Source organism: Acetobacterium paludosum (assembly GCF_008086595.1).
GTDB classification, from domain to species: domain Bacteria; phylum Bacillota; class Clostridia; order Eubacteriales; family Eubacteriaceae; genus Acetobacterium; species Acetobacterium paludosum.
Genome location: NZ_RXYA01000008.1, coordinates 122158 through 142337 on the forward strand (window position 1 = coordinate 122158; position 20180 = coordinate 142337).

23 protein-coding genes and 1 riboswitch are annotated in these 20180 nt (G+C 40.8%); of the genes, 5 read left to right on the forward strand and 18 right to left on the reverse strand.

The window, feature by feature from the left end; genetic code table 11:
- Window positions 1–184 precede the first annotated feature (184 nt).
- From FZC41_RS09865 to FZC41_RS09920, 11 genes are all read right to left on the reverse strand, one after another.
- The gene (locus tag FZC41_RS09865; RefSeq protein WP_186855171.1) at window positions 185–397 is read right to left on the reverse strand and encodes a hypothetical protein; all 213 of its coding nucleotides are present in this window, start codon (window positions 395–397) and stop codon (window positions 185–187) included.
- Window positions 376–972: a GrpB family protein gene (locus FZC41_RS09870; RefSeq protein WP_148567245.1), complete on the reverse strand. Its 597-nt coding sequence runs from the start codon at window positions 970–972 to the stop codon at window positions 376–378. Before FZC41_RS09870 ends, FZC41_RS09865 begins: the two co-directional genes overlap by 22 nt.
- Complete coding sequence (locus FZC41_RS09875) at window positions 965–1681, reverse strand: nucleotidyltransferase domain-containing protein (RefSeq protein WP_148567246.1); 717 nt, start codon at window positions 1679–1681, stop codon at window positions 965–967. The genes FZC41_RS09870 and FZC41_RS09875 overlap by 8 nt, the downstream gene beginning before the upstream one ends.
- A 373-nt stretch (window positions 1682–2054) precedes the next feature.
- Complete coding sequence (locus FZC41_RS09885) at window positions 2055–2603, reverse strand: ClbS/DfsB family four-helix bundle protein (protein ID WP_148567247.1); 549 nt, start codon at window positions 2601–2603, stop codon at window positions 2055–2057.
- Window positions 2604–2844: 241 nt separating this feature from the next.
- A complete protein-coding gene (locus FZC41_RS09890; RefSeq protein WP_148567248.1) occupies window positions 2845–3258 on the reverse strand; it encodes a DUF1810 domain-containing protein in 414 nt (137 codons plus the stop codon).
- 57 nt (window positions 3259–3315) lie between these two features.
- Window positions 3316–4077 (reverse strand): REP-associated tyrosine transposase, encoded by a 762-nt coding sequence (locus FZC41_RS09895; RefSeq protein WP_148567249.1) that lies wholly within the window; start codon window positions 4075–4077, stop codon window positions 3316–3318.
- A gap of 186 nt (window positions 4078–4263) precedes the next feature.
- A complete protein-coding gene (gene rlmD, locus FZC41_RS09900) occupies window positions 4264–5640 on the reverse strand; it encodes a 23S rRNA (uracil(1939)-C(5))-methyltransferase RlmD (RefSeq protein WP_148567250.1) in 1377 nt (458 codons plus the stop codon).
- Window positions 5641–5786: 146 nt separating this feature from the next.
- Window positions 5787–6179, reverse strand: a complete 393-nt coding sequence (locus FZC41_RS09905) for a metal-dependent transcriptional regulator (RefSeq protein ID WP_148567251.1) — start codon at window positions 6177–6179, stop codon at window positions 5787–5789.
- Window positions 6151–8103, reverse strand: coding sequence for a YgiQ family radical SAM protein (locus FZC41_RS09910; RefSeq protein ID WP_148567252.1), 1953 nt, complete (start codon window positions 8101–8103; stop codon window positions 6151–6153). The genes FZC41_RS09905 and FZC41_RS09910 overlap by 29 nt, the downstream gene beginning before the upstream one ends.
- Before the next feature lie 46 nt (window positions 8104–8149).
- On the reverse strand, window positions 8150–8923 hold the full coding sequence (gene cobS / locus FZC41_RS09915) for an adenosylcobinamide-GDP ribazoletransferase (protein ID WP_148567253.1): 774 nt from the start codon (window positions 8921–8923) through the stop codon (window positions 8150–8152).
- Between the two features lie 212 nt (window positions 8924–9135).
- Complete coding sequence (locus tag FZC41_RS09920; RefSeq protein WP_148567254.1) at window positions 9136–9411, reverse strand: HPr family phosphocarrier protein; 276 nt, start codon at window positions 9409–9411, stop codon at window positions 9136–9138.
- Window positions 9412–9581: 170 nt separating this feature from the next.
- Here FZC41_RS09920 and FZC41_RS09925 point away from each other — a divergent pair, with 170 nt between their 5' ends.
- The 5 genes from FZC41_RS09925 (at window position 9582) to FZC41_RS09945 (ending at window position 14147) form a co-directional block, all read left to right on the forward strand.
- Window positions 9582–9800 carry a DUF1858 domain-containing protein gene (locus tag FZC41_RS09925; protein WP_186843850.1) on the forward strand — a complete coding sequence of 73 codons (219 nt, stop codon included), beginning with the start codon at window positions 9582–9584 and terminating at the stop codon, window positions 9798–9800.
- 155 nt (window positions 9801–9955) lie between these two features.
- A riboswitch (Lysine riboswitch) is annotated at window positions 9956–10128 on the forward strand.
- Between the two features lie 91 nt (window positions 10129–10219).
- Entirely contained in the window at window positions 10220–11218 is a 999-nt protein-coding gene (locus tag FZC41_RS09930) for an aspartate-semialdehyde dehydrogenase (RefSeq protein WP_148567255.1), read from the forward strand.
- A gap of 44 nt (window positions 11219–11262) precedes the next feature.
- Window positions 11263–12141, forward strand: a complete 879-nt coding sequence (gene dapA / locus FZC41_RS09935) for a 4-hydroxy-tetrahydrodipicolinate synthase (protein WP_148567256.1) — start codon at window positions 11263–11265, stop codon at window positions 12139–12141.
- 12 nt (window positions 12142–12153) lie between these two features.
- Window positions 12154–12909: a 4-hydroxy-tetrahydrodipicolinate reductase gene (gene dapB, locus FZC41_RS09940; RefSeq protein ID WP_148567257.1), complete on the forward strand. Its 756-nt coding sequence runs from the start codon at window positions 12154–12156 to the stop codon at window positions 12907–12909.
- A gap of 32 nt (window positions 12910–12941) precedes the next feature.
- Window positions 12942–14147 (forward strand): aspartate kinase, encoded by a 1206-nt coding sequence (locus tag FZC41_RS09945; RefSeq protein WP_148567258.1) that lies wholly within the window; start codon window positions 12942–12944, stop codon window positions 14145–14147.
- 52 nt (window positions 14148–14199) lie between these two features.
- Here the strand turns inward: FZC41_RS09945 and phoU (FZC41_RS09950) are convergent, their stop codons facing one another.
- From phoU (FZC41_RS09950) to pstB (FZC41_RS09980), 7 genes are all read right to left on the reverse strand, one after another.
- A complete protein-coding gene (phoU, locus tag FZC41_RS09950) occupies window positions 14200–14904 on the reverse strand; it encodes a phosphate signaling complex protein PhoU (RefSeq protein WP_148567259.1) in 705 nt (234 codons plus the stop codon).
- 16 nt (window positions 14905–14920) lie between these two features.
- Window positions 14921–15676 carry a phosphate ABC transporter ATP-binding protein PstB gene (gene pstB / locus FZC41_RS09955; RefSeq protein ID WP_148567260.1) on the reverse strand — a complete coding sequence of 252 codons (756 nt, stop codon included), beginning with the start codon at window positions 15674–15676 and terminating at the stop codon, window positions 14921–14923.
- 56 nt (window positions 15677–15732) lie between these two features.
- Window positions 15733–16611, reverse strand: coding sequence for a phosphate ABC transporter permease PstA (pstA, locus tag FZC41_RS09960; RefSeq protein ID WP_148567261.1), 879 nt, complete (start codon window positions 16609–16611; stop codon window positions 15733–15735).
- Window positions 16608–17510, reverse strand: coding sequence for a phosphate ABC transporter permease subunit PstC (gene pstC, locus FZC41_RS09965; protein ID WP_186855172.1), 903 nt, complete (start codon window positions 17508–17510; stop codon window positions 16608–16610). The genes pstA and pstC overlap by 4 nt, the downstream gene beginning before the upstream one ends.
- Window positions 17511–17612: 102 nt before the next feature.
- Window positions 17613–18494: a phosphate ABC transporter substrate-binding protein gene (locus FZC41_RS09970; protein ID WP_148567263.1), complete on the reverse strand. Its 882-nt coding sequence runs from the start codon at window positions 18492–18494 to the stop codon at window positions 17613–17615.
- Between the two features lie 207 nt (window positions 18495–18701).
- Entirely contained in the window at window positions 18702–19400 is a 699-nt protein-coding gene (phoU, locus tag FZC41_RS09975; protein ID WP_148567264.1) for a phosphate signaling complex protein PhoU, read from the reverse strand.
- A gap of 15 nt (window positions 19401–19415) precedes the next feature.
- A complete protein-coding gene (pstB, locus tag FZC41_RS09980; RefSeq protein WP_148567265.1) occupies window positions 19416–20174 on the reverse strand; it encodes a phosphate ABC transporter ATP-binding protein PstB in 759 nt (252 codons plus the stop codon).
- Window positions 20175–20180 lie beyond the last annotated feature (6 nt).

Here is a 20180-nt window from a genome sequence, read left to right on the forward strand (position 1 = left end):
AATGCAACGCTTCATTTTTTCACCACCTAAAATATTCTTTTCTGTTTTTAATGGTATGATTATATTTATTAATTTGTCGCCATTAAAATCAACCTATGTCATCTATCTTTTCGTTTATACCACAACGTGACATCAATATTACCGTCTCTATGACTATGACGAGGGGACGTTTCATTTGTCATGTTCATCGTTTTAATGCCTGTTCTACCATCATCTTACCCAGCCCTAGCACCCGGCTCAATTGGCGGATACTGCCGCCGGTTTCTCTGGCTTTATTCAGCTTTTCCATAAAAAATGAGCGATCCGCATCATCCAGAAAAATATTACGCCCATCAAGCCCTTTCAGTATCACATGGTATATGCCGGTTGCGCTTTTTACCCGGGCTTGTCTTGCCATGCCGTTTTTACTTCCTGATATTTTTCCTTTCCGTACTGTTCGATTGCTTTTTGCGTGTGCTTTAGAACAAATTCAGATTTCCTCTCTGTGTATCCGTCGCGGTCATTCTCAAACGGTTTCCAAAGAGACAGCTTTAATTGCTCATATGCCTTGGCAATCGCGAAATTTTCGTTTAGATAATCCCTGAAATAAAGCTCATCATTATCACTGAATTCTCTAAGATGCAGGTGGAATACCCGTTCAGCAAAGCCGTCCTGCGTATATCCTTTATTAAAATCAATACGATTTTTATTCTGCGCCATACATCCATAGCAATTTTGAATAAGCAGATTCTTGATTGTTTTATGCTTCTTGATATCAGCTTCCACTAAAATGTCAACAATTGGTTTTGCCCAGATTCCTTTGATGGCTGTGCTTCCAATGTGATAAATTCGAACGTTCTTCGGCAGAAAGGAAAACAAAAGCTCTTGTTCTTCCTGATACCAGTCCCTCCAGTATTCCTTGTGCTCCGTCAGTTGAATCGGAAATAGTTCCCACAATTCCTCAAGTGTCATTTCCGACAACAGTTTACGCATCAGAACACCCGCTTTCTATCTGAATTCTGATTTCATCCGGCTGATATTCTGTAATCAAATGCGACGCCCACCGAAAAATCTGTCCGGAAAACCGGTCAAAATTAGCCTGCGTTAAATCCGTCTGCTGTTTGAGGATTATCGCAGTTTCCAGTATCTCACGCTCTGGTGGTCGCAGAACTGGAAGTAGTTCCGTTTTTCTCTTTCGGTAGGTCCCTGTCAAGAGATAGGAAATTGCTTGGACAGTAAAAGTTGCCGATTTATACAGAACTCTTAGCAACTCGCCGTCCCTTTCATGTACCATGTTATGCCCGCACATATGGTAGAGATTACAAGCGCCTATTCGGATCGCTCTGCGGACATCCTCCTCACAAATCAACTCTTTTATAAAATCGATATTTCCGTAAATCGGCGTAGTATCGTAATAAAACTGGAACAAATCGGAGCGTTCCCAGTTCTTCAACTCTTGAAGGCCAGAGATAAATCCGCATATTTTTTCCCGATTTGGAAGCGAATCCAGCATAGTGCCATGCGCTTTTAAATCCTCTGGGTCTGCATGGTCGAGTATCACGACGACATCAATATCACTGTCGTCTATCTCTTCTCCGCGTCCGTAACTGCCCTGTAACCCAACGAATACCAGCCTAAAGCCAAACAGGTCTTTAAGCTTGCTTAGGCATTGTTGAATCCATGTATCAATATCAATTCGCATGTTTTCTCCTTGTATAATGAAAACCATAGTAAATACTAAGTTTTCATTTGATTTTTTATTTACTATAATCTATCTAGACGCTGTGGATTAGTGAGTTCTCCTTATGATTTTATAGTAAGTCATCCGCCACTCATCCGTCACCTGGTAGAAAGGTTACCATCTATGAGAATAAATTCACATAAGAATTGAAGTCCGGCAGAAAGTTCTTGTGGGATCGCATAACATGAACTAAATAGTGTTCATTGCACCCCGGTATATATAAATTCCTTTTGTTTCACTCAGGGCACAAAACGACCTGTATGACGAGGAGACGTTTCAGATTGATCGACGTCCAGCCCATATCAATAGGCACAAGCCATCTAAACCTCTCTGCTTAGTTTTTGATACCTTTACAATTTTTAATATGTGCTTTGATTTTTTTCATCGCCCAATCATAATGACTTGCTGTCGCACTCACAAAATATGAACCCAATGTGCTTCCGCCAACCCATTTATAGGTCCCTTTTGTAAACAGTTCTTCATTTGTAAAAGTGTCCGCCAACTTTAGAACATCCTGATGTGATTTTTCAAACATTTCTTTGGATTGATCAAGTGAAGTGTTCTGGTGCTTTTCAAAAAAAGTCACATTCATCGCTCCATATGTTTTCCAGTTGTACGGAGCCGGCAAAAAAGGTCTATCTTCACCTTTCATATTGGAATCCACCCAATTCAAAACAAGCTGATGCCATTCATATAAATGCACCAGAACGTCTCGAAGATTCTTATCTCTTCCCCAATGGGCCTCTTTTTTTCGATCATCATCTGAAAAATCAAATGCTGTCGACAACTCTTTTTCGGTCATTGAATCAATCAGTTGATTCAGTTTTTGATAATTACTATCTGCTTCTGCCATCAAGCTGGGCTTAGTTGTTGGTCTGGCCATCTTCATTTCTCCCTTACCTACAATTTTTAATTAATTCTAACATCTTAAATATGACAGTATAGCGTCATATTATAAATAATATTTTTTAATGAACTTACTCAGGTTTCTAAAACCTCTTTTCATGAAGACCAGTTTATCTAATCCATCTGGTTTGATTATTTAGAAATCGAAATTATCGACGATGGTAAAAAGAAATCATAACTATGTGACGCGGAGACTTTTCATCGTAAGCGTTCATTTCTCACTTGTCTAATTGATCAGCCGTAACATCATCAATCTCGCCACCAAAATACTTATCCAGGACTGCCTTAAAAGTCGGATTACCATCGACCAGATAAAACAAAGTCATTGATGATTTCAGCTTCAAATCATCGGGTCGGCCAAATACCGCATTGGCATCACTCGACTCAAGCTTCAACAGTTCCCCGGAAATCTCCAGTAAGCGCGAACCCAGTACCGGATGCGCCATGTACGCCTTTGCTTCTTGCCGATTCTCTATTCCATAATACCTGGCCGTTTCACTCCTGCCCAACCCTTTCAGCTGGGGAAAAACATACCACATCCAATGGCTGCGCTTGCGGCCATTTTTTATTTCCGTTAGTGCCTGCCCATAGCTTTCTCCCTGAGCTTTGACAAAACGCTCAACTGTGTTCATCTGTTGTTCCTCTCCTTCGTTTTATGACAAGGGTATGACAAGGGGACGTTTTGTTCGTCATGCTCTTCGCTTCAATGCCAGCTCCACCATCATTTTTCCCAGCCCCAACACCCGGCTCAATTGGCGGATACTGCCGCCGGTTTCCTGCTGAATCTGACGGATCAGCTGATTTCGCTTGTCTACCGACAGTTCCCCCAGATTCCGGTATTCGGGATTTTTACTCAGCAGGACAGTAAGCTGTTCATCACTACACCTGGTTTTCAGGTTTATTTCCAGACATTCATCCTGGTTTTCTTCCTCAGAAAATCGAATAAAATCTGCGGCGGTCGGAAAATAGTCTTTGATGATCCCCATATCGATGATCGATGAGTTTCCCTGATAAGCCTGAATAATTTGTTGATAACTACTCCATGAATATTCCTTCAGTCGAGAAACCATACCGGCTTTTAAGGGATTGCGGTGAATATACCGAATCACCGTCATCAGATATTGGTCATCTTCGACTGCTTCACTGTTAAAACGATTCTGAAAAAGATGGCCGGTTCGACCGTATTTGTTGTTGTGCAATTGCACATAGCCAACCGTCATCCGTTTGATGCTGGTGCCCAGTTCTTCCCCTTCTTTGATCAGCAAATGAACGTGGTTATCCATCAGACAATAGGCATACAACTGAAAGCCGCCGGTTTCTCTGGCCTTATTCAGCTTTTCCATAAAAATTGAGCGATCCGTATCATCCAGAAAAATATTACGCCCATCCAGACCTTTCAGCATCACATGGTAAATGCCAGTAGTGCTTTTTTTTCGCGCTTGTCTTGCCATTTCTGATTTCACCTCCCGTTTTTTTAAGTATATCACAGATTAAAAGGCATGACAAACGAAACGTCCCCTCGTCATACCCTCGTCATATGCTTTTTCCTAAAAATCAGGGCAAAAATCGGGCCTTTTTTAGCCTGATTTTTGCCCGTTTTTCATTTCAAGACAAAAACATCTTATGTTTGTAGCGTCTTATTTGTCGTTTTTATCTTTACGTGACATCAATACTACCGTCTCAACGTGCCCAGTTCCGGGGAAAAGATCGACCGGCTGTACTTTTTTAACCTCATAACCAAATTCACTCAGGATTTTTATATCTCTGGCTAAGGTTGAGGGATTACAGGAGACATAAATAACCCGCGGTGTTTTTAAATCACCAATCGCATTTAAGAGGGTTTCTTCACAGCCTTTTCGAGGGGGATCGAGAATGATCAAATCGGGTTTGATCTTTTCAACTTTGGTAATGCGCAGCATTTCCTCTTCGGCTCGGCCCTGATAGAAAGTTACATTTTCAAAGTGGTTCAATCCGGCATTTTCTCGGGCATCGAGAATCGCATCTCCGACACTTTCGATACCGATGACTTGTTTGGCTTCTTTGGCTAAATAAAGGCCGATGGTTCCCGTTCCGCAATAGAGATCAAAAACCGTTTCGGTTCCTTTTAATGAAGCCATTTCTTTTATTTGATCATAGAGCTTCACGGTTTGTTTAGAATTCACCTGGAAGAAAGAATTCGGTGATATGGAAAAACTCAGATCTCCGATTTCTTCAACAATTCTAGCCACGCCATGAACACAGAGGCTTTTCTTGCCTAGAATTACATTGCTTTTTTCCCGGTTAATATTAACATAAACACTCTTCACATTTGGAACTCCGGCGAGAATGGCATTTACAATCGCTTCTCTTTGGCTCAAATCTTTGCCGTTGACAATGATTGTGATCATGTTTTCACCCTTGAGATTCGTTCGCTGCAGAACACCTCGAACATATCCCTTGCGGGTTTTTTCGTCATAAATACTAAGATTTAAATCTTTGATAACGGCATTCATGGTCTTGATAACGTCGGCTGCACTTTCCGGCTGATTCAAACAATCATCGATATGAACAAGGTTATGGGTTCTTTTGGCGTAAAAGCCCATTCCCTTTTGATCCACTTTAAATTGCGCCTTATTTCGATAGCGGCTGGGTTCTGCCATGCCAATGATGGGTTCGATAGCGAGATCTTTCAGTCCGCCGATCCGTTCGAGCGCATCCTTAACCAGTTTCGATTTTATTCGCAACTGACCTTCATAGCTCATATGCAATAGCTGACAACCGCCGCATTCATTAAAGTATTGACATTCCGGTACAACGCGTTCTGGTGAATTTTCTTTAATTGTTAGAAGTTTCCCTTGCGCATAGGTTTTCTTCACCGTTTTGATTTCAACTTCCACCACATCACCAGGAAGCGCACCTTCAACAAAGACAATCATATTTTCCAATCGTCCCAGGCCTTCGCCACTATGGGTGATATCCACTATCTCCATGGTATATTTTTCTCCAACTGCTATCGATTTGATATTTTCGTTCATTATTTCATCCTTTTTATTTCTTTATTTTTTATATTTCATAAGGTCTTTATACCCCGAACAACCAATCATTCTCATGTTTAAAAAAGGGGCTATGGCAAAAAAATGAAATTAAATCAGAGTTTTGCAACAACCTCTTTACGTCTTTTTCAGTCTTCATTGTTTTTTGTGTTTTTTAAAAATAGTTTTATTTTTTGAAAGGTTTCATCGCTGATAATATGCTCAATACCGCAGGCATCTTTTTGAGCATTTTCTATCGATACATCAAGCGCTTTAACCAGAAACTCGGCAATAAAACGATGTTTTTCATAAACCTTAATCGCTAATTTTTCACCTGATTCGGTCAGAAATATTTGCCCATAGCGTTCCTGTTCAACATGTCCCAACGTTTTAAGTTTCCGAACAGCATCGTTCGCACTGGCCTTGCTGACATTTAATTTCGATGCAACATCGGTAATCCGCACACCTTTGCCATTTTTTTTATCTTCCAGGTAGATGGTTTCAATATAATCCTCAATGGATTCTGTTAGTTTTTTTTCCATATTTACCTCTAGTTTTTTCACCATTATTCTGGCTTTTCGTATTTTTTTCTTTTATTTTAGCACCCGTTTTCGTCTTTTTTGGTGTCTGACTGACTGTCTTTTCGGGTATCAAAGTCATTTTCCCCGGTCCAATTAAATCTTCCCGCTGAGCCTTTGTCAGTGCTTCATAAACAAGCAGGTAATTTTCACGCTTATTGTATTGCACCAGCGCTCTTTGCATGTGTTTCTCTCGCCCCTTCGGCACATAAACCGCTTCCATCGTCAATGGATTCAACCCGGTATAATACATCGTGGTTGCGATGCTGCCGGGAGTTGGATAAAAATCCTGGACCTGCTCCGGAACAAATTCCATCTCTCTGATGTACTCTGCCAACTCAATCGCATCATCCAAGGTACATCCGGGATGTCCGGTAATGAAATAAGGCAAAACATACTGCTTTTTCCCGGTGCGTTCGTTATATTTTTTGAAATTCTTCACAAAAGCTTCATAAGTTTTAAAAGAGGGTTTTCCCATGTAACGCAGCACTTTTTCTGATACATGTTCCGGGGCTACCCGCAATTGTCCGCTGACATGATGTTCGACCAATTCCTGGAAAAAGGCTTTGTCTTTTTCCAAAGCTAAATAGTCGTAGCGTATTCCGGAACGGATGAACACCTTTTTAACTCCCGGCAATTTGCGAACTGCTCGCAAGGTCTCCAGATAAGGTTGATGGCTGCTGTCAATCTTTTTACAGGGTTCCGGAAATAAGCATTCCCGATTGGTACAATACCCATGGGTCTCCTGTTTTTTACAGGCTTTATGGCTGAAATTGGCAGTCGGTCCGCCAATATCATGAATATATCCTTTGAAATCAGGATCCTTAATCATCCGTTTAGCTTCTCTGACAATGGAGTCTTTGCTTCGCATTTGCACATATTTTCCCTGATGAATGGCTAACGCACAAAAGCTGCAATTGCCGTAACAACCGCGATTCGCCGTAATACTGAATTTCACCTCTGCTAATCCGGGTATCCCGCCTTTTTCAGTATAGGAAGGATGCCAGGTATACGTAAATGGAAGATCATATAGCGAGTCGAATTCGCTTTGGCTTAATGGCATTTGTGGCGGGTTCTGACATAAGTACCGATTTCCGCTTTTTTGCAGATAACTGTGATCATCATAGGCATTATTACAATTATAAATGAGCCGCGCCGTTTTTGCATATAGGGCCTTATCGGTGATCACTTCTTCCACTGATGGCAACTCCACCGTCTCTTCAAAGGTTGGTTCTTTAACGATCAATGCCGTTCCTTTTATATAGGTGAGTGCCGCCACGGGAATACCCGCATCCAAACCCTCAGCAATCTCAATCATTGCCCTTTCCCCCATGCCATATACCAAAAGATCGGCTCTGGAATCAAATAAGATGGGCCGTCTTACCTTGTCCTGCCAATAATCATAATGCGCAAATCGCCGCAGACTGGCTTCTATTCCGCCGATAATTATAGGAACGTCACCAAAAAGTTCTCTGATTTTACCACAATAGACGATGGTTGCCCGATCCGGTCTCAGACCGGCCTCGCCTCCTGGTGAATAGACATCTTCATGCCGCCGTTTATTGTTCACAGTAAAATGACTGACCATGGAATCAAGGTTTCCGGCAGTGACTAAAAAGCCCAGCCGGGGCTCTCCCAATTTTTTAAAATCCTCATCTGCGCGCCAATTTGGTTGGGCAATGATTCCCACCTGATAGCCCTTCGATTGAAGGACTCTTCCAATAATGGCCGTCCCAAAAGAAGGATGATCGACATAAGCATCACCGCTTACGAGAATAAAATCACATTGTTTGATGCCTAATTTTTTCATTTCACTTTTTGACATCGGGAGAAAATCTTTACTGGTGTAATGATCTTGTTTTGAAAATGGAGCGATTGTGTTCTTCATTCAATTCCTTTCTAAAAAAATATCCAACAATCTTTTTTGCCTTTATTTAAACTAGGCCTTTGAAAAGAGAAAAATACAGTGGAAAATTTATAATCATAATACTATAGATAACCATAAAAAACGTCTGATTCATTTCGATCGTCATTCCGATTGTATCTCCAGTCATTCCGCCTATTCGAAATTGGAGGTTTTTCATCAGCACATAAGCCGGAATAAAGCTAATGACTGATGCCACTAAGCCCGGGATCCCTAATATAAACGTTGCCAGAATCAATAAACCCGCCAGATATGCTAGAAAATGATGCGGCTCGGTCATCTCAACAACCCGTCTTCCCAATCCACCGCCCCCTTGAGCGTAATTTGAAAAGCAGTTTGACATAACGGAAGCGACCCGGCCAAATACCGGTATGATCAATAGTGCCGCACTATACTCCGGCAGAATGATGGTATAACACATCCAGTTTGTTAAGAGCAGTAAAATTAAACCAATGGCTCCGAAAGCGCCTAAACGACTATCTTTCATAATTACCATCATCTTCTCTCGATCTCTGGCACTAAATAATGCATCCGTCGTATCGGCAAACCCATCAAGGTGAAGCCCGCCAGTTAACCAGATATAGGTAATTACCATTAGCAGTGCCTGAAGATTCACAAAATGAATCAGCGAAAACAACAGTGAAACGCCATATAATACTAAACCAATAAATACGCCGACAAAAGGGATTAAAATCATACTGTCGTAGAACTCATCATCGGTTACATTTTTTAATTTAATTGGAATTCGGGTAAAAAATGAAATTGCTATTAAAATTTTTCGCATTCTAGTCTCCAGTTTGTAAGATATCAACAATGTTCAATTAATTTTTATCATAAAAACCACAAGAAACGCGCCGAGCGCGTTTCTCTATGGTTTACGGGCAGTCGCTTAGTGAGTGCTAGCACACATTTGACCACTGCCGACCGCAAATAAAAGCATGAATTTGCATCCATACTTTATTTCCGAAACTATTCTCATTTTTGATTCTTTATTTATTATACTTCATCAACAAAATCAAATTTGTTTTCAATTAATAATCTTAATTGTTCAACAGCTTTTTTCTCATCGTCACCAGTTGCCTCAATTTGTATCTCGTCGCCTTTTTGTACCGCCAGAATCATAACGCCCATAATGCTTTTTGCATTAACACGTGTTGCTTCTTTTTTGATATAGATTTCACTTTTAAAATCATTGGCTCTTTGAACAAATAGAGAGGCCGGTTTTGCATGAAGTCCCGCCTTATTCGTAACAATTACTTTATCAACTATCACAATAATCCACCCCTTTACTATAAAATTCCCCTATGATAACATTATAGCGCGACTAAACAAATTTAGCAAGTATACTGACTTTTATTTCTTTTTTGTTGAAAAATATTTTTTTAAGTTTTATAATGTACAATAAGTATGTAGAAATCAGACACTTTGCGGAGGTGGAAAAAATGAAAGTAACAAAAGATATGGGCATATTAGATGCTGTTAATGCATATCCGGATTCAGTTAACGTATTTCAGGCTTATGGAATGCATTGTTTTGGCTGTATGGCTGCTCGGTTTGAAAACATTGAAGCTGGCGCCATTGCACACGGTATTGATCCTGATGCATTAATTAAATCAATTAATGATGCAATTGAAGCGATTGATCTGACTAAAGAACAATAACCAATACCTAAAAAAATTTTAAGGATAACATTATCAGGTAGGTTGAAACCAGATAAATGCTATCCTTAAATTTAATTCTGTCTTTTATTTATTTAAAATAAAAGTAATACTTGAAATCATTACTGATAATTGTTACAATGGTCAGAACTTAATATAAAACTGATAGAGGTGCGGTCTTTATGACTAATTACGTCAACCATGGCAAATGGGATGAAGCGTAATGAAAGGAAAGCTCGCCGAAGGATTTTGAATAGCCGTCAAATTCCTGGGCTTACTGTTAAAAGCAGTAAGACTGTCATCATTCAACTGATGGAGTGCTATCTAAAAAACAATTGAATCTCGTTAGAGAGTCTTTCTTTGAATTTTAGCTAGTATAAAAATACTGGCTTTTTTTTAATTTTCGAAACTATGGAGGAATTATGAAATCTTATAATGTTGCTGTTGTTGGTGCCACCGGAATGGTTGGTCAAAAAATGCTTGAAGTTTTAGAGGAATTAAAATTTCCGGTTAAAAATCTTTTTCCGATGGCATCAATCCGTTCTGCTGGCAAAGAAATCAACTTTAATGGAAAACCATACGTGGTTCAGGAACTTTGTGACGAATCCTTTGACCAGGATATTGATATTGCCCTTTTCTCTGCCGGCGGAGATACCAGCGCCCGTTTTTCACCGATAGCCGCATCAAAAGGTGTAATTGTCATTGATAATAGCAGTGCTTTCCGAATGGATCCCACGGTCCCCTTGGTGGTCCCTGAGGTTAATCCGGAAGATTTGGACTGGCATAAAAACATCATTGCTAACCCAAATTGTTCGACCATTCAGGCAATGGTGGCCCTGAAGCCGCTGCAGGATGCTTTCGGAATCGAACGCATCGTCTATTCAACCTATCAGGCTGTTTCCGGATCCGGTGTTAAAGGCTATGCCGATCTTGAAAATGGTCTTAAAGGTGAAAAAAATAAATTTTATCCGCACCAAATTGCCGGCAACTGTTTACCTCATATCGATTCATTTTTGGAAAATGGGTATACCAAAGAAGAGATGAAAATGGTTAATGAAACGCGTAAAATTCTTCATGATGATCATATCCGCATCACGGCCACCACCGTTCGTGTTCCCGTTTTTTACAGCCATAGCGAAAGCGTTAATGTGGAACTCAAAAAGCCCTATCAGTTGGATAAAGTGAGAGCCTTATATGCCCATGCCCCGGGGATTGTTCTGATGGATGACCCGGAAAATAATATTTACCCTCTGGCAAGAATTGCCGAAAACCGAAATGAAGTATTTGTCGGACGTATTCGCCGTGATTTTAGTGTTGACAACGGCTTAAATCTTTGGGTTGTTGCCGATAACATTCGTAAAGGCGCCGCTACCAATGCCGTTCAAATTGCCTTTGAACTTGTTAAACGTGAATTAATCTAGTTGTTTTTAGCCCCATTCTATCTTAAACAAAAAAGGAGAACCAAATGAGTATTTTTACAGGAAGTTGTGTTGCCCTGGTAACACCATTTAAGAATAACAAAATTGATTTTGAAAAATTTCACCAACTGATTGATTGGCAAATTGAAAACAAGACCGATGCCCTTCTCATTGCCGGAACCACCGGTGAAACCTCAACCCTCACTGATGATGAACATCTGAATTTGCTTCAGGATGCAGGAAAATACATCAATGGGCGGGTTCCCTTTATTGCCGGTACCGGAAGTAACGATACGGCCTATTCGATCTGGCTTTCAATCGAAGCCGAAAAGGCCGGCGCTGATGCGGCTCTGATTATTAATCCCTACTACAATAAATCGACTCAGCGTGGCATCATCGCTCATATTTCAGCGATTGCCAAGGCGATTACCATTCCGGTAATCATCTACAATGTCCCCAGCCGTACCGGGATGAACATCACCGTCAATACCATGAAAGAACTCAGCAAAATCAAAAATGTCGCAGCGGTTAAAGAAGCCAGCGGCGATATCAGTCAGATTACCGAAATTGCCCGTGTTTGTGGCAAGGATCTTGACATTTACAGTGGCAATGACGATCAGACACTGCCAATCTTGGCTATCGGCGGCAAAGGTATTATTTCCGTTTCTGCCAATATTATCCCCCGAGATATGCACGATTTAGTGGCCAGCTTTATGGCCGGCGATCTAGAAAAGTCCCGGGAACTTCAATTTAAGACAAATCTGGTCAATCTCGCCATGTTTTATGAAACAAACCCGATCCCGATTAAAACCGCTATGGGTCTGATGGGACTGGATACCGGGGAAATGCGCCTGCCACTCGTCGAGATGGAAGAAGCCAACAAAGACAAACTGATTGCTGATCTAAAAACTTACGGACTGCTGTAGGAGGCAACTGATATGATAAATATTCTACTCACCGGAGTTTCCGGTGCTATGGGCAGCATGCTTCAACAGATTATTGCTGCCACAACCGATTGTGAAGTTGTCGCCGGGTTCGATCATCTCGAAAACACATCCCTGCCCTTTCCCGTTTATACCAATTTAGAAAACTGTCAAGAAAAGGTTGATGTCATTATTGATTTTTCCCATTTCAAAGCTTTTCCAAATATATTCGCTTATGCCAAAGCCCATAAAATTCCCATCGTTGTTGCTACAACCGGCTTATCTGACGAAGATTTACAGGCCATTGACCAGGGCGCCAAAGAATTTCCGATATTTAAAACCGCAAACATGTCCATTGGTATCAACCTTCTGGCTAAGGCACTTGAAGATATCGCCGGGAAACTGGAAGATGGATTTGATATCGAAATTATCGAAAAGCACCATAATAAAAAAATCGATGCTCCCAGTGGTACCGCATTGCTTCTTGCCGATGCTGTCAATGACGGACTGGCTCAGAAAAAAGACTATACATTCGGCCGACATGGCCGAGACTGCCGACGCACCGAAAATGAGATCGGTATTCATGCCATTCGCGGCGGTACCATTCCCGGTGAACACACCGTTATTTTTGCCGGGAATGATGAACTCATTGAAATCAAACATACGGCACTTTCAAAAAAAGTCTTTGCTGAAGGGGCTGTCAAGGCAGCTCGATACCTTATTAACAAGAAACCCGGACTATACGATATGTCCATGGTGGTAAGCGACTAGACACATCATTTTGATTTAAGAAAGGATCTCCAATGAATATTGTTGTTCAAAAATACGGCGGAACATCTGTCGGTTCCGTTGAACGTATTAAGAACGTTGCAAAGCGAATTATTGAAAAGAAAAAAAGCGGCCATCAAATTGTGGTCGTGGTCTCCGCCATGGGAAAAACAACCGATGATCTGGTAAAGCTCGCCTATGACATCAGCAAAGCCCCGCCTAAACGCGAGCTGGATCGGCTCTTGTCTACCGGTGAGCAAATCTCCATTTCCTTATTATCCATGGCCTTACAGGCAATGGGTCACGATGCCATTTCCTTTACCGGCCCACAGGTCGGAATTCGAACCAGTGGCCGACACACCAAATCGAGAATCGAAGGGATTGACACCACCAAAATCCTTGATGCTTTGAATGAAGATAAAATAGTGATTGTTGCGGGTTTTCAAGGTGTCAACGAAAATGATGATGTGACGACACTTGGACGTGGCGGGTCGGATACCAGTGCCGTAGCGCTTGCTTGTGTTTTGGATGCGCCTTGTGAAATATATACTGACGTTGAGGGAATCTATGGGGTCGATCCCCGACTATACCCCCAGGCTAAGAAGCTCGATACCGTCAATTATGAAGAAATGCTGGAAATGGCAAGCCTGGGTGCCGGAGTCATGCACCCTCGGGCCATTGAACTCGGCAGTAAATACAATACTAAAATTTTGGTTGCTTCCAGCATGCTTGACTTACCTGGAACAATCATCAAAAAAGGAGAACATAACATGGAAGGACAATCCATAACTGGGCTGGCAATCGATAATGATGAAACGATGATTACCATCCGTAATATTCCTTTTGATCTGAATATTACCTCTCATTTCTTTAGCCAACTGGCTAATAAAAGCATTAATATTGATATGATTAGTCAAAGTGCTCCGATTGACGGTTTCATCAATATTTCATTTACCGCTCCGACTTCAGATTTAGAGGATGCGAAAATTATTCTGTCGGCCTTTGAAGAAAAGCATCCCGGTATCCGTATTTTGATAAATGAAAATGTCTCCAAACTATCCGTTGTTGGCGTTGGCATGCGGAGTCAATCCGGAGTTGCGGCTAAATTTTTTCAGCTTCTTTCCGACAATGATATCCAGATGCTGATGATTACAACTTCGGAAATCCGCATTAGCTGTATCATCAAATCAAAAGATCGAGAACTCGCAGTCACGGAGACAGCCAAAGCATTTGATCTTTAAAATAATTCAACAAAAAAAGCCAGGAATTTATTAATCCTGGCTTTTTTTATATTTATTTTTGGGTTTGTTCCAACCCTAATATTTCACTAATCGTCTGCTCATCAAGATCGTTAAAATCAATGTAGTCACCAGTTACAATATAAAAGACTGTTTCAAAAATATTAGTGGCATGATCCCCAATTCGTTCCAGATAACCGCCAATAAGACAAAATACTGTTCCCTGATGAATATTTTTCGTATCTTTCATCATATAGGCCATACATTCACTATTAATTGCTTCATTTGTGTCATCTATTTCATTTTCCAAATCAACAACTTCTCTTAATCGGCTGATATCTTCACTAATAAATGCCTGAATTGAAAGTTTCAGCAATTTCTCAGCTAATTCACATTCCAACGGAATATCAATCAAAGGTTTCATATAAACTTCTTCTGCAAGCTCGATCACCCGTTTAGAAATGTTAACCGCTAAATCCGCAATTCGTTCCAGATTGGTAATGATTTTATAGGTTGAAGCCAATCGTCTGAGGTCAGTCGCTACCGGGCCTTGTGTCGCAATAATCTTACTGACCACTAACTGCAGTTCTATTTCCTTTGCATCGACCAAATCATCCCGGTCAATCACCGTTTTTGCCAATTCAACATCTTTTGAATTAAGGGCAAATACTGAATCTGACAACATTTTTTCTGTAATAGTTGACATCAACAATATTTCTTCTTTTATCTTCAGTAATTCTTCATTATATTCTGATCGCATTTTTATATCTCCTTTATCAACCGAAACGGCCCGTAATATAGTCTTCAGTTCGTTTATCGTTTGGATTTGTGAAAATTTTTGGTGTCTCATCAAACTCAACGATTTCTCCCATCAGGAAGAATGCCGTTTTATCGGATATCCGTCCCGCTTGCTGCATCGAGTGGGTGACAATAATAATGGTATAATCTTTTTTTAGACTTGACATCAAATCTTCAATTTTTGCTGTGGCGATGGGGTCCAGGGCGGATGTTGGCTCATCCATTAAAATAACTTCGGGATTCATGGCAATTGTTCTCGCAATACAAAGTCGCTGCTGTTGCCCGCCTGAAAGTCCCAGGGCGGATTTGTTGAGTCGATCCTTCACTTCTTCCCATAAAGCTGCCTTTGTCAGACTTTCTTTTACCAGTGTGTCTAATTTTCTTTTATCTTTCAATCCCTGACATTTTGGACCATAGGCAATGTTATCGTAAATACTCATGGGAAAAGGATTTGGTTTTTGAAAAACCATTCCAACCCGGGTTCGAAGATTGATCACATCAATATCGCCATTAATATCCTTATCATCAAAAATAATCTCGCCTTTCATTTTAACCGAATCGATGAGATCATTCATCCGGTTCAAACAACGTAAAAAGGTTGACTTGCCACATCCTGAAGGCCCAATAAAAGCGGTGACTTCATTTTCGCATATTTTTATATTGATCGATTTGAGAGCTTGAAAATCGCCATAAAACAAATCTAAGCTTTTTGTATCAAACTTTATTTTGTCCATATTACTCCTTATCTTTAATACTAATTAAAAAATCTAACTTATCTGCAACGATCCGACTACTTCCCTGACATTTTCCGATCTAATCTGGCCCCAAGGATACGAGATCCCAAACTGAATGCAAATATCAAAACCAGCAATACAGCTGCTGAGAAATCGGCAATTTGATCAGCGTTCGGCGTCATCGATTCCGTTTTTAGAGCCCATATGTGCAGCGCCAGAGTATCCCCTGGCCTGAAAGGACAGAGAAGCGACATTGGGTCAAAGGGATTCCAGATATTCGGGTTCACATTGGAACTCATGCCTGCCGTATAAAGCAGTGCAGCCGCTTCACCAAAGCCTCTGCCGGCAGCCAGGATAATGCCGGTGATTATTCGAGGCATGGCAACCGGCAAGCAAATTTGTACGATGGTTTGCCAATGTGTGGCTCCAACAGCTAAACTACCTTCTTTGTAAATACTTGGTACTGCTCTAATCGCATCCTCAGTAACGGTTGTGAGCAACGGAAGACTGAGGATCGACACCGCCAGCGCCCCAGCAAAGAGATTATATTTTGACCCTGTCATATAGATAAAAACAAGATATCCAAATAAACCAATAACAATCGACGGCAACGATGAGAGTGTTTCAATACAAATACGTAAATAATTCGTCACTTTGCCGGCTTTTGCGTATTCAGCCATGTAAATCCCCGCTCCCACGCCAATCGGTACACTTATAATAAGCGAAATCAGTACCAGATAAACGGTATTAAAAAGCTCGACACCGATACCAGTCCGTTCAAAACTAAAAATCCCCGGCTGATAAGCCATTATCCCCTTCACAATAATATAGGCTGTAAATCCTGCTAGTAATAGGAGAAAGAATCCGGCAATACAATAAAGGATGACCGTAGCAATTTTATCTGCTACAATAGCATTTTTATGTTCACTCTTCATTTAACTTCTTCCCCCTTTTTGGCGATTATCCGCATAATCAATATGAATATGAATGAGATGATCAGAAGCAAGAGTGCCATGGACCACAGGGCATCATTGAACTCTCCTCCCTGTGCCGAGTTACCCATGTCAGACGCAATCTCAGCTGTCATATTGTTTGTTGCCGAAAGGATATTGTCTGGAAATGTCAGCATTTTCCCGATAACCATCGCTACCGCAAGTGCTTCGCCAAAAGCCCTTGCCAGCCCGAGGATAACACCGGTGAGAATACCGGACGTCGCGCTTGGCAGCATGACCTTATAAATGTATTGCCACCTTGTCGTTCCCAATGCATAAGAGGCTTCTTTATACCCATTATCAACATTTTCAATCGCATCAACCGAAACACTTGTAATTGTCGGAAAGATCATCAGTGCCAGGACAATTCCACCTGCCAGCACGCTAAAACCGTAAGGCAGATTAAAAACGTGGGCAATCGCCGGTACCAGAACTGTCAAGCCAACCCAACCATAAACTACTGATGGAATCCCGACAAATATTCCGATTGCCGGCTGCAATAATTTCTTTCCAAGTTTCGGTGAAATCTCAGTCATGAAAACTGCTGATGCAATACTAAATGGCGTTGCAATCAGCAAAGCCAGGAAACTTATCAGTAATGAGCCAACAATAAAAATAGCAGCCCCCACTTTACCACCACCATCAAAGTTATCGGCCGGTTTCCACTCTGATGAAAAAAGAAATTCCCAGACACTATGATTATAAGTAACAAAAGTGCCAAGTCCCTTATAAAACAAAAATCCTGTGATCGAAAGCGTCACTAATATAATAACAATACCTAACACTGTCACGATCGAACGACCAAGGTACTCTTTTTTAAATTTTTCTATCAAATAAATCACCAACTTTCTTTCAAAACTAAAGGTCGGCGGTAATTTAACCGCTGACCTTTGGTTTTACAATACAATCTTCATTTGAATTTAAAAAGCAAATTTTGCAGTTAATTAATGCTTTCCTGCTGCGGTCGTCATTTTACTGATGACATTGTATCCAAGATTTTCCATCTGGGTCTGGAAAGTGTCGGTTCCCATATAATCCAGGAATGCTTTAGTTACGCCCGTCGCTTCTCCATTAGTGTACATATGTTCAGTACCCCACACTGGATATGAGCCATTATAAACATTTTCCAACGTCGGGGCTACGCCATCGATACTCATTTTTTTGACATCGTATTTGCCGACAAGGTATGAGAAGGCAAGATAACCGATAGATCCCTTGGTGCTGGCGATATTCGTTTCAAGCGTACCGGAATCATCACTGCTCAAAGCGGTGTTGCTTGATTCAATAGCATTATCCAACGCATATTGTTTAAAGAGGGCCCGTGTACCAGAAGACTCCGGCCTGCTGATAAGCGTAATCGCTTCATCCGCTCCCCCAACCTGGTTCCAGTTAGTGATTTTTCCGGTAAAAATATCGCTTAGTTGTTGTTTCGAAAGGTTAGTGACTGTTACATCAGAATTAACAACTGCAGCAACACCGATCGCACAAATCTGATGATCTTTAAGCGTTGCGGCCTGATCTGCGGTAAGTTTTGACTCGGCTGTTACATCAGAATTTCCGATATCAATGGACTTGTTAGCAACCTGGGTAAGGCCTGTGCCTGATCCCCCAGCACTAACATTGACTGAAGCTTTAGGATTAAGCTGTTGAAAATTATCTGCGGCAACCTGAACAAGGGGCGCAAGGGCTGAAGAACCAGCAGCCGTTAAGCTACCTGTAACCTCTGATGTTGTTGAACTGGTACTGCTTTTGGTATTTGTGGAACATGCAGTCATAGTAATACCAACAAGTACTACTGCCATAAAAAGTGCGAAAATCTTTTTCATTTTTTAGTTTCTCCTTTTTTTCTTTTTTTCTTAACTTCATGACTAAATATATATTTTTTTCGTTCCAGTAAATAGCATTACTCTGTAAACTTTATGTAAAGCGTTTGTTAAATTGGATTTATTAATAATGGGCACACCTAAAAAAAAGCTGACTCCTGTATATTACAGAAATCAGCTTTTAGATATTTCAGCTTTTTATGCTCATTTTTACGTTTGTTCCAACCCTAACGTTTCATTAATGGTCTGATCATCAAGATCGTTAAAATCAATGTAGTTGCCCGTTACAATATAAAAGACAGTTTCAAAAATATTAGTGGCATGATCCCCGATTCGTTCGAGGTAACTTCCAATGAGACAAAATACTGTTCCCTGATGAATATTTTTCGCATCTTTCATCATATAGGCCATGCATTCACTATTAATTGCTTCATTTGTGTCATCTATTTCATTTTCTAAATCAACAACCTCTCTTAATCGGCTGATATCTTCATGAATAAATGCCTGAATTGAAAGCTTCAGCAATTTCTCCGCTAATTCACATTCCAAGGGAATATCAATCAAAGACTTCATATAAACTTCGTTTGAGAGCTCGATCACACGTTTAGATATGTTTACCGCTAAATCTGCAATTCGTTCCAGATTGGTAATGATTTTATAGGTTGAAGCCAATCGTCTGAGGTCAGTCGCTACCGGGCTTTGTGTCGCGATAATCTTACTGACCACTAACTGCAGTTCAATTTCCTTTGCGTCTACCAAATCATCTCGGTCAATCACAGTTTTAGCCAATTCAATATCTTTTGAATTAAGGGCAAATACTGAATCTGACAACATTTTTTCTGTCATCGTGGACATTAACAAAATTTCATCTTTAATCATTTGCAATTCTTTATTGTATTCTGTTCGCATTATATGCCTCCTTTATCATCCAAAACGTCCTGTAATATAGTCCTCTGTTCGTTTATCAGCAGGATTTGTGAAAATCACCGGTGTTTCGTTAAATTCTACCACTTCTCCCATTAGAAAGAAAGCAGTTTTATCAGAAATTCGACCAGCCTGTTGCATCGAATGAGTCACAATAATAATCGTATAGTCTTTCTTTAATTTCGACATCAGATCTTCAATTTTTGCAGTGGCAATAGGATCCAGGGCGGATGTCGGTTCATCCATTAAGATAACCTCTGGTTGCATGGCAATGGCTCGCGCGATGCAAAGACGCTGTTGCTGTCCGCCTGAAAGGCCCAGCGCGGACTTGTTCAGTCGATCCTTCACTTCTTCCCACAGTGCCGCTTTGACAAGACTTTCTTTTACCAGGGTATCCAATTGCGTTTTGTCTTTTACACCCTGGCATTTTGGACCATAGGCGATGTTTTCATAAATGCTCATCGGAAAAGGATTTGGTTTTTGAAAAACCATTCCCACCCGGGTTCGAAGATTGATGACATCGATATCGCCATTAATATCCTGTCCTTCAAAGATAATCTCACCTTCTATTTTTACCGAATCGATCAGATCATTCATCCGATTCAGGCAACGTAAAAAAGTCGACTTCCCGCAGCCGGATGGTCCGATAAACGCGGTAACTTCCTTTTCACATATTTCCAGATTGATTGACTTAAGGGCTTGAAAATCCCCATAATACAAATCAAGATTCTTAGCGTTAAACTTTATTTTTTTGTTCATCTTACT

What these genes read in the sequence shown, in the direction of transcription:
- FZC41_RS09910 (WP_148567252.1), bottom strand. Translation starts at nt 8,103, where the DNA reads ATGAAGAACACAATCGCTCCATTTTCAAAACAAGATCATTACACCAGT.
- FZC41_RS09870 (WP_148567245.1), bottom strand. Translation starts at nt 972, where the DNA reads ATGCGTAAACTGTTGTCGGAAATGACACTTGAGGAATTGTGGGAACTA.
- FZC41_RS09895 (WP_148567249.1), bottom strand. Translation starts at nt 4,077, where the DNA reads ATGGCAAGACAAGCGCGAAAAAAAAGCACTACTGGCATTTACCATGTG.
- FZC41_RS09885 (WP_148567247.1), bottom strand. Translation starts at nt 2,603, where the DNA reads ATGGCCAGACCAACAACTAAGCCCAGCTTGATGGCAGAAGCAGATAGT.
- FZC41_RS09865 (WP_186855171.1), bottom strand. Translation starts at nt 397, where the DNA reads ATGGCAAGACAAGCCCGGGTAAAAAGCGCAACCGGCATATACCATGTG.
- FZC41_RS09930 (WP_148567255.1), top strand. Translation starts at nt 10,220, where the DNA reads ATGAAATCTTATAATGTTGCTGTTGTTGGTGCCACCGGAATGGTTGGT.
- dapB (WP_148567257.1), top strand. Translation starts at nt 12,154, where the DNA reads ATGATAAATATTCTACTCACCGGAGTTTCCGGTGCTATGGGCAGCATG.
- FZC41_RS09925 (WP_186843850.1), top strand. Translation starts at nt 9,582, where the DNA reads ATGAAAGTAACAAAAGATATGGGCATATTAGATGCTGTTAATGCATAT.
- phoU (WP_148567259.1), bottom strand. Translation starts at nt 14,904, where the DNA reads ATGCGATCAGAATATAATGAAGAATTACTGAAGATAAAAGAAGAAATA.
- FZC41_RS09890 (WP_148567248.1), bottom strand. Translation starts at nt 3,258, where the DNA reads ATGAACACAGTTGAGCGTTTTGTCAAAGCTCAGGGAGAAAGCTATGGG.
- cobS (WP_148567253.1), bottom strand. Translation starts at nt 8,923, where the DNA reads ATGCGAAAAATTTTAATAGCAATTTCATTTTTTACCCGAATTCCAATT.
- FZC41_RS09875 (WP_148567246.1), bottom strand. Translation starts at nt 1,681, where the DNA reads ATGCGAATTGATATTGATACATGGATTCAACAATGCCTAAGCAAGCTT.
- FZC41_RS09945 (WP_148567258.1), top strand. Translation starts at nt 12,942, where the DNA reads ATGAATATTGTTGTTCAAAAATACGGCGGAACATCTGTCGGTTCCGTT.
- pstB (WP_148567260.1), bottom strand. Translation starts at nt 15,676, where the DNA reads ATGGACAAAATAAAGTTTGATACAAAAAGCTTAGATTTGTTTTATGGC.
- dapA (WP_148567256.1), top strand. Translation starts at nt 11,263, where the DNA reads ATGAGTATTTTTACAGGAAGTTGTGTTGCCCTGGTAACACCATTTAAG.
- FZC41_RS09970 (WP_148567263.1), bottom strand. Translation starts at nt 18,494, where the DNA reads ATGAAAAAGATTTTCGCACTTTTTATGGCAGTAGTACTTGTTGGTATT.
- pstA (WP_148567261.1), bottom strand. Translation starts at nt 16,611, where the DNA reads ATGAAGAGTGAACATAAAAATGCTATTGTAGCAGATAAAATTGCTACG.
- rlmD (WP_148567250.1), bottom strand. Translation starts at nt 5,640, where the DNA reads ATGAACGAAAATATCAAATCGATAGCAGTTGGAGAAAAATATACCATG.
- phoU (WP_148567264.1), bottom strand. Translation starts at nt 19,400, where the DNA reads ATGCGAACAGAATACAATAAAGAATTGCAAATGATTAAAGATGAAATT.
- pstB (WP_148567265.1), bottom strand. Translation starts at nt 20,174, where the DNA reads ATGAACAAAAAAATAAAGTTTAACGCTAAGAATCTTGATTTGTATTAT.
- FZC41_RS09905 (WP_148567251.1), bottom strand. Translation starts at nt 6,179, where the DNA reads ATGGAAAAAAAACTAACAGAATCCATTGAGGATTATATTGAAACCATC.